Consider the following 12883-nt stretch of genomic DNA (forward strand, 5'->3'; position numbering starts at 1 on the left):
GCACCCGAATTCTCGTACTTGGCAAGCGCGTCGGCTGAAGCTGGTGGCGTCCGGACGAACCCGGAAATCACAGCGACCCACACCCGGCGCGCTCCCCTCGCTTGCCTTATGGCACGAGGGGTTTTTTGTTGCACAAAACCCGGGGCGACGCCCCCGCACCACCCCGGCAACACCCGCAGAACCTTCAGTAAAACCCTCAGCATCGAGAAGAGAATGCCGATGACCGAGCAGGCCACCGGGGCCCATCCGCAGCCGCGGCCCCGATCCGGAGGACAGCACTCCGCGTCCGTCGAGCACGTGACGGGTGCGCAGTCCCTCATCCGCTCTCTCGAGGAGGTCGGCGCCGACACGGTATTCGGCATTCCCGGCGGTGCGATCCTTCCCGCCTACGACCCGCTGATGGACTCGACGAGGGTCCGTCACGTCCTGGTCCGTCACGAGCAGGGCGCGGGCCACGCCGCCACCGGCTACGCGCAGGCCACCGGCCGGGTCGGCGTCTGCATGGCGACCTCCGGCCCCGGCGCCACCAACCTGGTGACCCCGATCGCCGACGCGCACATGGACTCGGTGCCGCTCGTGGCGATCACCGGGCAGGTCGCGTCCAAGGCGATCGGCACGGACGCCTTCCAGGAGGCGGACATCGTCGGCATCACCATGCCGATCACCAAGCACAACTTCCTGGTCACCAAGGCCGAGGACATCCCGCGGGTGATCGCGCAGGCCTTCCACATCGCCTCCACCGGCCGCCCCGGCCCGGTGCTGGTCGACATCGCCAAGGACGCCCTCCAGGCGAAGACCACGTTCTCCTGGCCGCCCGTCATGGACCTGCCCGGCTACCGGCCGGTGACCAAGCCGCACGCCAAGCAGATCCGTGAGGCCGCGAAGCTGATCACCGCCGCCAAGCGGCCGATCCTCTACGTCGGCGGCGGCGTCCTGAAGGCCGGCGCCACGGCCGAGCTGAAGGTCCTCGCCGAGCTGACCGGCGCACCCGTCACCACCACCCTCATGGCGCTGGGCGCGTTCCCCGACAGCCACCCGCAGCACCTCGGCATGCCGGGCATGCACGGCTCGGTGGCCGCCGTCACCGGCCTGCAGAAGGCCGACCTGATCATCGCCCTCGGCGCCCGCTTCGATGACCGAGTCACCGGCAAACTGGACAGCTTCGCGCCGTACGCCAAGATCGTCCACGCGGACATCGACCCGGCGGAGATCGGCAAGAACCGCGCCGCCGACGTGCCGATCGTCGGCGACGCGCGCGAGGTCATCGCCGACCTGGTCCAGGCCGTCCAGAAGGAGCACAGCGAGGGCCAGCAGGGCGACTACAGCGCCTGGTGGACGGACCTGAACCGCTGGCGCGACACCTATCCGCTGGGCTACGACCAGCCCGCCGACGGCTCGCTCTCCCCGCAGCACGTCATCGAGCGCATCGGACAGCTCGCCCCCGAGGGCACGATCTTCGCGGCGGGCGTCGGCCAGCACCAGATGTGGTCCGCGCACTTCGTCCAGTTCGAGAAGCCCGCCACCTGGCTGAACTCGGGCGGCGCGGGCACGATGGGCTACGCGGTCCCGGCCGCGATGGGCGCCAAGGCCGGCGCCCCGGGCCAGACGGTCTGGGCGATCGACGGCGACGGCTGCTTCCAGATGACCAACCAGGAGCTCACCACCTGCGCCCTGAACAACATCCCGATCAAGGTCGCCATCATCAACAACGGCGCCCTCGGAATGGTCCGCCAGTGGCAGACCCTGTTCTACAACCAGCGCTACTCCAACACCGTGCTGCACTCCGGCCCGAACGACGTCAACCCGGACGCCCGGGGCACGCGCGTCCCGGACTTCGTGAAGCTGTCGGAGGCCATGGGCTGTTACGCGATCCGCTGCGAGTCCCCGGACGACCTCGACAAGGTCATCGAGGAGGCGAACTCGGTCAACGACCGCCCGGTCGTCGTCGACTTCATCGTCCACGAGGACGCGATGGTGTGGCCGATGGTCGCCGCAGGCACCTCCAACGACGAGATCCTGGCCGCCCGGGACGTCCGCCCCGACTTCGGCGACAACGAAGACGACTGAGCGAGAGAGACGTAAAGAAGACATGTCCAAGCACACGCTCTCCGTCCTGGTGGAGAACAAGCCGGGCATCCTGGCCCGGATCGCCGCGCTGTTCTCCCGCCGGGGCTTCAACATCGACTCGCTCGCCGTCGGCGTCACCGAGCACGCCGACATCTCCCGCATCACGATCGTGGTGAGCGTCGACGCCCTGCCGCTGGAGCAGGTCACCAAGCAGCTCAACAAGCTCGTCGAGGTGCTGAAGATCGTCGAACTGGAGCCGGGACAGGCCGTTCACCGCGAACTCGTTCTGGTGAAGGTGCGCGCCGACAACGAGACGCGCTCGCAGATCGTCGAGATCGTCCAGCTGTTCCGCGCCAAGACCGTCGACGTCTCCCCGGAGGCCGTGACCATCGAGGCCACCGGCAGCAACGACAAGCTCACCGCCATGCTCAAGATGCTGGAGCCGTACGGCATCAAGGAGCTGGTCCAGTCCGGCACGATCGCGATCGGCCGCGGCGCCCGTTCGATCACGGACCGCTCGCTGCGCGCTCTCGACCGGTCGGCGTAAGTATGGGAACGGGCGGCCGGCGTCATCGGCCGCCCGTATGCCGAGACCCCGAGACCTACCTTCCGCCCTCCGTCATACGGTGGGACGCACCACCTGCACTCAAGGAGAGAACCCAAAGTGGCCGAGCTGTTCTACGACGCCGACGCCGACCTGTCCATCATCCAGGGCCGCAAGGTCGCGGTCATCGGCTACGGCAGCCAGGGCCACGCCCACGCCCTGTCGCTCCGTGACTCCGGTGTCGACGTCCGCGTCGGTCTGCACGAGGGCTCCAAGTCCAAGGCCAAGGCCGAGGAGCAGGGCCTGCGCGTGGTGACCCCGGCCGAGGCCGCCGCCGAGGCCGACGTCATCATGATCCTGGTGCCGGACCCGATCCAGGCCCAGGTCTACGAGGAGTCCATCAAGGACAACCTCAACGACGGCGACGCGCTGTTCTTCGGCCACGGCCTGAACATCCGCTTCGACTTCATCAAGCCCCCGGCCGGCATCGACGTCTGCATGGTCGCCCCGAAGGGCCCGGGCCACCTGGTGCGCCGTCAGTACGAGGAGGGCCGCGGCGTTCCGTGCATCGCCGCCGTCGAGCAGGACGCCACCGGCAACGCCTTCGCGCTGGCGCTGTCCTACGCCAAGGGCATCGGCGGCACCCGCGCCGGCGTCATCAAGACGACCTTCACCGAGGAGACCGAGACCGACCTGTTCGGTGAGCAGGCCGTCCTCTGCGGTGGCACGGCCGCGCTGGTGAAGGCCGGTTTCGAGACGCTGACCGAGGCGGGCTACCAGCCGGAGATCGCCTACTTCGAGTGCCTGCACGAGCTGAAGCTGATCGTCGACCTCATGTACGAGGGCGGCCTGGAGAAGATGCGCTGGTCGGTCTCCGAGACCGCCGAGTGGGGCGACTACGTCACCGGTCCGCGGATCATCACGGACGCCACCAAGGCGGAGATGAAGAAGGTCCTCGCCGAGATCCAGGACGGCACCTTCGCGCGTGAGTGGATGGCCGAGTACCACGGCGGTCTGAAGAAGTACAACGAGTACAAGCAGCAGGACTCCGAGCACCTGCTGGAGACCACCGGCAAGCAGCTCCGCAAGCTGATGAGCTGGGTCGACGAAGAGGCCTAGGCCTCGAGGACAGGGGCCGGAGCGTACTGCTCCGGCCCCGTTGTCCATCCCGTCCACCCACGGACGGGTGATCCTTCCGCGGAGGCACGAGGCGACCTCCGCCGCAGCACTACACTGCTGCCTGTATACGCGTTCAGGCCCACAGCGTCGTGCGTCTTCCACGCGGCAAGCCCCTCCTCCGCCTGCGGCCGTCGGGACGGCCGTCCGCACGCTCTGGACTTGTGAGGACTCACGTGAGCTCGAAACCTGTCGTACTCATCGCTGAAGAGCTGTCGCCCGCGACCGTGGACGCGCTTGGCCCGGACTTCGAGATCCGGCACTGCAACGGCGCGGACCGAGCCGAACTGCTCCCCGCCATCGCCGACGTCGACGCGATCCTGATCCGCTCGGCCACCAAGGTCGACGCCGAGGCGATCGCCGCCGCGCACAAGCTGAAGGTCGTCGCACGGGCCGGCGTCGGCCTGGACAACGTCGACGTCTCCGCCGCCACCAAGGCCGGCGTGATGGTCGTCAACGCCCCCACCTCGAACATCGTGACCGCCGCCGAGCTGGCCTGCGGTCTGCTGCTCGCCACCGCCCGCCACATTCCGCAGGCCAACGCCGCGCTGAAGAACGGCGAGTGGAAGCGCAGCAAGTACACCGGCGTGGAGCTGGCCGAGAAGACGCTCGGCGTCGTCGGCCTCGGCCGCATCGGCGCGCTCGTCGCGCAGCGGATGTCCGGCTTCGGCATGAAGGTCGTCGCCTACGACCCCTATGTGCAGCCCGCGCGCGCCGCGCAGATGGGCGTGAAGGTCCTGACGCTGGACGAGCTGCTCGAGGTCGCCGACTTCATCACCGTCCACCTGCCGAAGACCCCCGAGACGGTCGGTCTGATCGGCGACGAGGCGCTGCGCAAGGTCAAGCCGAGCGTGCGCATCGTCAACGCCGCGCGCGGCGGCATCGTCGACGAGGAGGCGCTGTACTCGGCGCTGAAGGAGGGCCGGGTCGCCGGCGCCGGCCTCGACGTGTACGCGAAGGAGCCCTGCACGGACTCCCCGCTGTTCGAGTTCGACCAGGTCGTGGCCACCCCGCACCTCGGCGCGTCGACCGACGAGGCGCAGGAGAAGGCCGGCATCGCGGTCGCGCGGTCGGTGCGCCTCGCCCTCGCCGGTGAGCTCGTCCCCGACGCGGTGAACGTCCAGGGCGGGGTCATCGCCGAGGACGTCAAGCCCGGTCTGCCCCTCGCCGAGCGGCTCGGCCGGATCTTCACCGCGCTGGCGGGCGAGGTCGCGGTCCGCCTCGACGTCGAGGTGTACGGCGAGATCACCCAGCACGACGTGAAGGTGCTGGAGCTGTCGGCCCTCAAGGGCGTCTTCGAGGACGTCGTCGACGAGACGGTGTCCTACGTCAACGCCCCGCTGTTCGCGCAGGAGCGCGGTGTCGAGGTGCGGCTGACGACCAGCTCGGAGTCGGCCGACCACCGCAACGTCGTCACCGTGCGCGGCACGCTCTCGGACGGCGAGGAGGTGTCGGTCTCCGGCACGCTGGCCGGCCCCAAGCACCTGCAGAAGATCGTCGCGGTCGGCGAGTACGACGTCGACCTCGCGCTCGCCGATCATATGGTCGTCCTCAAGTACGAGGACCGGCCGGGCGTCGTCGGCACCGTGGGCCGGGTCTTCGGCGAGGCGGGAATCAACATCGCCGGCATGCAGGTCGCCCGGGCCGCGGCGGGCGGCGAGGCGCTGGCCGTCCTGACCGTGGACGACACGGTGCCCGCGGGTGTGCTGGCGGAGGTCGCGGAGGAGATCGGTGCGACGTCCGCCCGTGCGGTGAACCTGGTCTGAGGGTGCCGCACGTACGGGGGGCTGCCGCCCCCAGGCCCCCGGCTTCGGCCCTGAAAGGGCCTCGTCCTCTTACGCCGGACGGGCTGGTTTCGCCGAACGTGGCGGGACAGTGACGCCGGGCGGGCTGGAATCATCCAGCCCGCCCGGCGTTTCGTCTGTGCTGCTACTTGTCGCCGACGCGTGTCCTTCGCAGCGTCGTCGTCGCCGCGGCCGCGGCCCCCGCGAGGACCACCGCGCCCGCGATCGCCGCGCCCTGCATTCCGTGGGTGAAGGCCTCTCGGGCCGCTGTGGCCAGGGCGTCTCCCGTGCGCCCGGGCAGGTGGCCGGCGACGGCCAGGGCGCCGCCGAGGGTTTCGCGGGCCTCCGCCGGAGCCGAGGACGGCATGTCGTGGCGGTAGAGCGCCGTGCCGATGGAGCCGAGGACGGCCATCCCCAGCGCGCCCCCGAACTCGGTGCCCGTCTCCAGCAGCGAGGACGCCGAACCCGCGCGTTCGACCGGGGCCGAGCTCATCGCCAGGTCCGTCATCTGGGAGAGGACCATGACGATGCCCGAGGCGAGGACCCCGCAGGCGCTCAGCACGAGCCACATCGAGTCGGTGCCGGCGAGGGCCAGCAGGCCGTAGCCGGCCGCGCCGGTCGCGAAGCCCGCCGTCACGACGTGGGCCCGGTCCACGCCCTTGTGGACCAGGGACGTGGCCAACGGGGCCGCCATGCCGATCGGCACCGAGGGCAGCAGCGCCCACAGGGCAGCCTCCAGCGCGCTCTTGCCGAGGACCGACTGCAGGTACTGCGTGGTGAAGAAGGCCGAACCCAGCATCCCGAACGACGAGACGAGGTTCAGGACGACCGCGGGGGCGAAGCCGGGCCGGCGGAACAGCGCCGGGGAGATCATCGGTGCGGCCGCCGTGCGCTGGCGGTGGACGAAGAGGGCCGCGAAGAGCAGGCCCACGGTGACCGAGAGGACGTACTCGGCGTGCCAGCCCTCGGTCGCCATCTCCTTCAGGCCGTAGATCACGGGGAGCACGGCGGCCATCGACAGGGGGACGCTCGGCCGGTCGAAGCGGCCCGGGGCGGGGTCGCGGGACTCCGGCAGCAGGACCGGGCCGAGGACGAGCAGCAGGGCCATCGCGGGCAGGTTGACCAGGAAGACCGAGCCCCACCAGAAGTACTCGACCAGCACGCCGCTCATCACCGAGCCGAGCGCGATGCCGCCCGTCATCACCCCGGACCACAGGCCGATCGCCTTCGCGCGCTGGCCGGGGTCGGTGAACATGGTCCGGATCAGGGCCATCGTCGACGGCATCAGGGTCGCGCCGCCGATGCCGAGGACCGCGCGGGCCGCGATCAGGGTCTCGGCGCTGTCCGCGTAGGCCGCGATCAACGAGGCGGCGCCGAAGGCGGCCGCGCCGGTCAGCAGCAGCCGGCGGCGTCCTATGCGGTCGCCCAGGGACCCCATCGTCATCAGCAGGCCCGCGAGGACGAAGGCGTAGATGTCGAAGATCCACAGCTGCTGGGTGCCGCTCGGCTCGAGGTCCGCGCTGATCGCCGGGATCGCGAAGTAGAGGACGGAGACGTCCATGGAGACCAGGAGCAGCGGCAGCATCAGCACGCCGAGGGCGGTCCATTCGCGGCGGCCGGCGCGGGGTGCCGGGGTGGTGACAGTGCTCGTCGGGTTCGTCATGACCGGGACTGTACGGGCGTATTAAACGGTTGTCTAGAACGTTTGTATAAGTCAGTCGTATAGGACGCCCGTATGGATCGGGGATAGGCTGACGGCATGGGACATCGTGAGGATCTGCTCGAAGGCGCCAAGCGCTGCCTGCTGGAGAAGGGGTTCCTGCGGACGACCGCGCGGGACGTCGTCAAGGAGTCGGGGACCAACCTGGCGTCGATCGGTTACCACTACGGCTCCAAGGACGCGCTGCTGGCGCAGGCGTACGTCTCGCTGATCGAGGGCGCCGGCGACGACTTCGACCCGGGTTGGGGCGCGGGCGGCGAGGTGACGGCGCCCGCCGGATCGCTGGAACGCTTCCAGGAGGTGTGGGCGAGCATCATCGGCTCGGTGCCGCGGACGCGGGCGATCTGGCTGCTGAGCTTCGAGCTCGTCGTCCAGGGCGACCGGCTCCCCGAGCTGCGCAAGCTGCTGGCCGAGGCGCAGGAGGAGGGCCGGTCGGGGATCGTGCCCATGTTCAACGGCGTCCCGGAGGCCGAGCTCGACAAGGAGACCGTCGACACGGAGGGCCGCTTCTACCAGACCCTCCTCAACGGGCTGATGGTCCAGTGGCTGTTCGACCCGGCCACGGCGACCGACGCGGCGCAGCTCACCGAAGGGCTGCGGCGGGTGATCGCGGGCGCGGCGAAGGACTGAGCGGGGGAGTGGAGGGACGGCCGGCCGCTAGAGGCGGGACGCCTTCAGTGTCATGTGCAGCAGGAGCCGGTCCTCGCCGTCGTCCAGGTCCAGGCCCGTCAGCTGCTCCACCCGCGACAGCCGGTAGTACAGCGTCTGCCGGTGGATGCCCAGTTCGGCGGCGGTGCGGCCGGCCTGGCCCGCGCAGTCGAGATAGACCTCGGCCGTGCGGGCCAGTTCGTGGTGGGCGGGGGAGGTCAGCGCCCGGACGGCGGGGTCCTGGGCGCTCGCCGGGGGCAGCGAGGTGAGCAGACGGTACGGGCCGATGGACGCCCACAGCGCGACCGGCCCCAGGCGGGGCTCGGCGAGGGCGGCCCGCGCCGACGCCGAGGCCTCCTCCCACGCGGCCCCGAGCTCCGCCAGGCCGACCCGCCCCGCGGCCACGCCCGCGGCCGCCTCCGGCGCCCGCTCCCGCAGCCGGGCCGCCGCCGACGCCGCGGGGGCGAGGGCGTCCGCCGAGCGCAGCCGCACCAGCAGCGCCAGCGACCGCGACGCCGCGCCCCACGGCACCGTGCACCAGGCCGTCGCCCCGGGCAGGGTGCGCAGCGAAGGGGCGTCGTCCGGATCGGCGGAGGGCCAGGGCGTCACGCACACCACCGTGTGCGGACCGTCCGCGCGGGTCCCGAGTGCGGTGCGCAGCTCCGCCACCGCCATCTCCCGGGGCCAGCCCGGCTGTGCCGTGAGGACCGCCCGCAGCTCCCGGGTGAGATCGGCGCCGTGCCGGGCGTCGTCGGCGAGCAGGGCGCCGATCCGGGCCGTCACCTCCATCGCCGAGGCGAGCTGCGTGTCCGAGGGCCCGGGATCGTCGTCCAGCAGCCAGACGTAGCCGAGGACGACGCCCCGATGCCGTACGGGAAGGCAGACGCGGCCCCGGTGCACCCCGGCCTCCGGGGTGGGCGGGATGCGCACCGGGCCCGTCGCGCGCGTGATGCCGAAGCCCTCGAACCAGGAGCGGACGGCGGCCGTGGAACGCCTGGTCAGGATCGAGCGGGTGCGGACCGGGTCCAGCGCCGACTCGTCGAGCTCGTCCTCGCTCGCGTACGCGCCGAAGGCGAGGAGCTCGAAGTCCCGGTTCTCCAGGGTCGCGGGGGCGCCCAGCAGCTCGGAGAGCTCGTCGACGAGTTCCTGGTAGTCGCCCCGATGGTCCCGGTAATCCGACGTCACCGGGGCATTCTTCCCCATGCGCGACCGCCCTTCATACATCTGTCTGAGATCTGCGGCACGGATGCGTGACAGCTGTCGATGGCCCACGATCGGAGGGATCCTTAGGTTTCACGGTGGTTCTGTCTGCTGGTCTGTGGAGGTGCCCCGTGCTGGGTCCCGTGATTCTCGCCGCGTCGCGCAGCGACCGGATGCGACGCCTGATCTCGGCGGCTCCGGTGACGAAGCAGGTCGTCGACCGTTTCATCCCCGGCGAGACGGTCGACGACGTCGTCCCGATCATCGAAGAGCTCACCGGGCGGGGGCTGGAGCTGACGATGGACGTCGTCGGCGAGGACATCACCACGCCCGAGCAGGCCTTCGCAGCCCGGGACGCCTACCTGGCGCTGGTCGGCCGGCTGGGGGAGCTCGAGCTCGGCGAGCGGGTCGAGATGTCCGTGAAGCTGTCGATGTTCGGCCAGGCGCTGGACGGGGGCCACGAGCTGGCCGTCGCCAACGTCCGTCCGGTCGTCGAGGCCGCCGCCGCCATCGGCACCACCGTCACCCTCGACGCCGAGGACCACACCACCCTCGACTCGATGTTCGCCGTCCACGAGGAACTGCGGAAGGACTTCCCGCAGACCGGCTGCGTCATCCAGGCCTACCTCTTCCGCACCGAGGCCGACGCCCGCCGGCTCGCCGCGAGCGGCAGCCGGGTGCGGCTGGTGAAGGGCGCCTACAAGGAGCCCGCCGAGGTCGCCCACCAGGACCGGCACGAGATCGACAAGGCGTACGTGCGGATCCTGCGGACCCTGATGGAGGGCGAGGGGTACCCGATGATCGGCTCCCACGACCCGCGCCTCATCTCCATCGGGCAGGAGCTCGCGCGCAAGGCCGGCCGCAAGCCCGACGAGTACGAGTTCCAGATGCTGTACGGGATCAGGAGCGACGAGCACTTGCGGCTCGCCGCCGAGGGGCACCGCATGCGCGTCTACACCGCCTACGGCACCGACTGGTACGGCTACTTCATGCGCCGGCTCGCGGAGAAGCCGGCGAACCTGCGCTTCTTCGCGCGCTCGATGGTCAGCAAGGGCTGAGCCCACCCCCGCTCGCAACACGCTCAGTAAGGAGTTACCGACCTCATGGACGCTGTGACCCAGGTCCCCACCCCCGTCAACGAGCCGGTGCACGGCTATGCCCCCGGCTCGCCCGAGCGGGCCCGGCTGGAGGCCAGGCTCAAGGAACTGGCCGACAACCCGATCGACCTGCCCTGCACCATCGGCGGCGAGCGCCGGATGGGCGGCGGGGAGCGTTTCGACGTCGTCCAGCCGCACCACCACAAGTCCCGCCTCGGCACATACGCCAACGCCACCCGGCAGGACGCCCAGGACGCCGTCGACGCGGCCCTCGCCGCCGCGCCCGCCTGGCGCGCGATGTCCTTCGACGACCGTGCCGCGATCATCCTGCGCGCCGCCGAACTGCTGGCCGGCCCCTGGCGGGAGACGCTGGCCGCCTCCACCATGCTCGGCCAGTCGAAGACCGCCCAGCAGGCGGAGATCGACTGCCCCTGCGAGCTCGTCGACTTCTGGCGCTTCAACGTGGCCTACGCCCGCCAGATCCTGGCCGAGCAGCCCCCGGCCAACTCCCCGGGCGTCTGGAACCGTCTCGACCACCGCCCGCTCGAGGGCTTCGTCTACGCGATCACGCCGTTCAACTTCACGGCGATCGCGGGCAATCTGCCGACCGCGCCCGCGCTGATGGGCAACGTGGTCGTCTGGAAGCCGTCGCCGACGCAGACGCACGCCGCCGTGCTGCTGATGCGGCTGCTGGAGGAGGCCGGGCTGCCCAAGGGCGTGATCAACCTGGTCACCGGCGACGGCCTGGAGGTCTCCGAGGTCGCCCTGAACCACCGCGACCTCGCCGGCATCCACTTCACCGGCTCCACCAAGACCTTCCAGCACCTGTGGAAGACGGTCGGCGCCAACATCGAGAAATACCGCACCTACCCGCGTCTGGTCGGCGAGACCGGCGGCAAGGACTTCGTCGTCGCCCACCCGAGCGCCGACCGCGCCGTGCTGAAGACGGCCCTCACCCGGGGCGCCTTCGAGTACCAGGGCCAGAAGTGCAGCGCGACCTCCCGGGCCTACATCCCGGCGTCGATCTGGAACTCCGGCTTCAAGGAGGAGTTCGCGGCCGAGGTCGACGGCCTCACCATGGGCGACGTCACCGACCTGTCCCACTTCATCGGCGCGGTCATCGACGAGCGTTCCTTCGCCAAGAACAAGGCGGCCATCGACCGCGCCGAGGCGGACCCGGCCTGCACGATCGTCGCGGGCGGTACCTACGACGACTCGGTGGGCTGGTTCGTGCGCCCGACCGTCGTCGAGTGCACCGACCCGGAGAACGAGGTCTTCACCACCGAGTACTTCGGCCCGTTCCTCGCCGTGCACGTCTACGACGACAGTTCGGCCGAGGCGTACGACGCCATGCTGACCCAGATGGAGTCGGTCTCGGACTACGCGCTCACCGGCTCGGTCATCGCCAACGACCGCGCCGCCGCCGCGTACACGATGGAGAAGCTGCGCTACGCGGCCGGCAACTTCTACATCAACGACAAGTCGACCGGCGCCGTCGTCGGGCAGCAGCCCTTCGGGGGCGGCCGGGCCTCCGGCACCGACGACAAGGCCGGCGCCCCGCAGAACCTGATGCGCTGGACGCTGACCCGCGCCATCAAGGAGACGCTGGTCCCGCCGACCGACCACACCTACCCGCACATGGGCTGACGGCGCGCAGCGCATCCGCGCACCCGCGCACCCGAACGGGCCGGTCTTCCGCAGACCCGGCCCGTTCGGCACACTGCCCGCATGGAGAGCGTGCTCGCGGACGACGGAGTCCGCCTGTGGGCGTCCCGCAGCGGCACCGCCGACCCGCTGGTCCTGTGCCACGGCGGACCCGGGCTGTGGGACATGTTCGAGGACATGACGGCCCTGCCCGCCCCGCTGTCCGACGCGATCCGCTGGGACCAGCGCGGATGCGGGCGCTCGCAGCGGTGCGACGGGCCGTGGACCACCGAGCGGTTCGTCGCCGACCTGGAGGCCGTACGGCGGCACTTCGGCCTCGGGAGGATGACCCTGCTCGGGCATTCCTGGGGCGCGCAACTGGCGTTGAGCTACGCCCTGGCCCACCCCGGGCGGGTGCGCGCGCTGATCTACGTGAGCGGTACGGGCATCGGCCCCGACGCCGACTGGCACCCCGCCTACAAGGCGAACTTCCTCGCCCGGCTCGGCGAGGCCCCCGCACTGCTCGCCCGTTGGCGGGCGGCGCCGAACGGCAGCCGTGAGCGGGCGCTGATCCAGTGGTCCGTGGAGTTCGAGGACCGACGGCGGGCCCCGGAGCACGCCGAGCGCATGGCCGACCCCTGGTTCGGCGTCAACACCGCGTGCAACGCGGCGCTCAACGCCGAGCGCGCACGGGACTGGGGCGCCCCCGAGCTGTACCCGGCCTGCCGGCGGCTGGAGACGCCGGTGCTGATCGTCGACGGCGCCCGGGACATCCGGCCCCGCTCGGCGGTCGACTCACTGGATCGCGCCCTGCCCCACGTGCGGCGGGTGACCCTGGAGGGGGCGGGCCACCTGCCGTGGACCGAGGACCCCGAGGGCTTCCGACGGGCGGTGGCGTCGATCCTCCGAAGGGTGCGCCGTCTCAGATAGTAGGAAGTCCGAGTAATTGTAGAGACAGGCGCGGGCTCCTCGCTTAGCTTTGTAGGAGCCGAACGTCTCGCTC

The 12883-nt window shown here is 70.8% G+C and carries 10 protein-coding genes; 8 read left to right on the top strand and 2 right to left on the bottom strand.

Features of this window, described 5'->3' with window-relative positions; genetic code table 11:
• The first annotated feature begins 219 nt into the window (after positions 1–219).
• The 4 genes from QF032_RS27370 (at position 220) to serA (ending at position 5553) form a co-directional block, all read left to right on the top strand.
• Entirely contained in the window at positions 220–2067 is a 1848-nt protein-coding gene (locus QF032_RS27370; protein WP_306949143.1) for an acetolactate synthase large subunit, read from the top strand.
• A gap of 22 nt (positions 2068–2089) precedes the next feature.
• Positions 2090–2614, top strand: coding sequence for an acetolactate synthase small subunit (ilvN, locus tag QF032_RS27375; protein WP_057584948.1), 525 nt, complete (start codon positions 2090–2092; stop codon positions 2612–2614).
• Between the two features lie 117 nt (positions 2615–2731).
• Complete coding sequence (gene ilvC / locus QF032_RS27380; RefSeq protein WP_306949142.1) at positions 2732–3730, top strand: ketol-acid reductoisomerase; 999 nt, start codon at positions 2732–2734, stop codon at positions 3728–3730.
• Positions 3731–3963: 233 nt separating this feature from the next.
• Positions 3964–5553 (top strand): phosphoglycerate dehydrogenase, encoded by a 1590-nt coding sequence (gene serA / locus QF032_RS27385; protein WP_307046133.1) that lies wholly within the window; start codon positions 3964–3966, stop codon positions 5551–5553.
• 163 nt (positions 5554–5716) lie between these two features.
• Here the strand turns inward: serA and QF032_RS27390 are convergent, their stop codons facing one another.
• Positions 5717–7234 (bottom strand): MFS transporter, encoded by a 1518-nt coding sequence (locus tag QF032_RS27390; RefSeq protein ID WP_307046135.1) that lies wholly within the window; start codon positions 7232–7234, stop codon positions 5717–5719.
• A gap of 96 nt (positions 7235–7330) precedes the next feature.
• Between QF032_RS27390 and QF032_RS27395 the strand changes: the two genes are divergently transcribed.
• Complete coding sequence (locus QF032_RS27395) at positions 7331–7921, top strand: TetR/AcrR family transcriptional regulator (protein ID WP_307046136.1); 591 nt, start codon at positions 7331–7333, stop codon at positions 7919–7921.
• 27 nt (positions 7922–7948) lie between these two features.
• Here QF032_RS27395 and QF032_RS27400 read toward each other — a convergent pair whose 3' ends face one another.
• Positions 7949–9142, bottom strand: coding sequence for a PucR family transcriptional regulator (locus QF032_RS27400; RefSeq protein ID WP_307057838.1), 1194 nt, complete (start codon positions 9140–9142; stop codon positions 7949–7951).
• Positions 9143–9270: 128 nt separating this feature from the next.
• On the opposite strand from QF032_RS27400, the gene QF032_RS27405 reads away from it, so the two are divergent.
• The 3 genes from QF032_RS27405 (at position 9271) to QF032_RS27415 (ending at position 12810) form a co-directional block, all read left to right on the top strand.
• Complete coding sequence (locus QF032_RS27405) at positions 9271–10197, top strand: proline dehydrogenase family protein (RefSeq protein WP_307046141.1); 927 nt, start codon at positions 9271–9273, stop codon at positions 10195–10197.
• 45 nt (positions 10198–10242) lie between these two features.
• The gene (gene pruA / locus QF032_RS27410) at positions 10243–11883 is read left to right on the top strand and encodes an L-glutamate gamma-semialdehyde dehydrogenase (RefSeq protein WP_307057840.1); all 1641 of its coding nucleotides are present in this window, start codon (positions 10243–10245) and stop codon (positions 11881–11883) included.
• Between the two features lie 81 nt (positions 11884–11964).
• Positions 11965–12810, top strand: a complete 846-nt coding sequence (locus QF032_RS27415) for an alpha/beta fold hydrolase (RefSeq protein ID WP_307057842.1) — start codon at positions 11965–11967, stop codon at positions 12808–12810.
• The last annotated feature ends 73 nt before the right edge of the window (positions 12811–12883 follow it).

It is taken from the genome of Streptomyces achromogenes, assembly GCF_030816715.1.
Lineage (GTDB): Bacteria > Actinomycetota > Actinomycetes > Streptomycetales > Streptomycetaceae > Streptomyces > Streptomyces achromogenes_A.

Excerpts from the sequence above, each read along its gene's own strand:
- QF032_RS27400 (WP_307057838.1), bottom strand. The coding sequence starts at position 9,142 with ATGGGGAAGAATGCCCCGGTGACGTCGGATTACCGGGACCATCGGGGC.
- QF032_RS27370 (WP_306949143.1), top strand. The coding sequence starts at position 220 with ATGACCGAGCAGGCCACCGGGGCCCATCCGCAGCCGCGGCCCCGATCC.
- ilvN (WP_057584948.1), top strand. The coding sequence starts at position 2,090 with ATGTCCAAGCACACGCTCTCCGTCCTGGTGGAGAACAAGCCGGGCATC.
- QF032_RS27415 (WP_307057842.1), top strand. The coding sequence starts at position 11,965 with ATGGAGAGCGTGCTCGCGGACGACGGAGTCCGCCTGTGGGCGTCCCGC.
- QF032_RS27390 (WP_307046135.1), bottom strand. The coding sequence starts at position 7,234 with ATGACGAACCCGACGAGCACTGTCACCACCCCGGCACCCCGCGCCGGC.
- pruA (WP_307057840.1), top strand. The coding sequence starts at position 10,243 with ATGGACGCTGTGACCCAGGTCCCCACCCCCGTCAACGAGCCGGTGCAC.
- QF032_RS27395 (WP_307046136.1), top strand. The coding sequence starts at position 7,331 with ATGGGACATCGTGAGGATCTGCTCGAAGGCGCCAAGCGCTGCCTGCTG.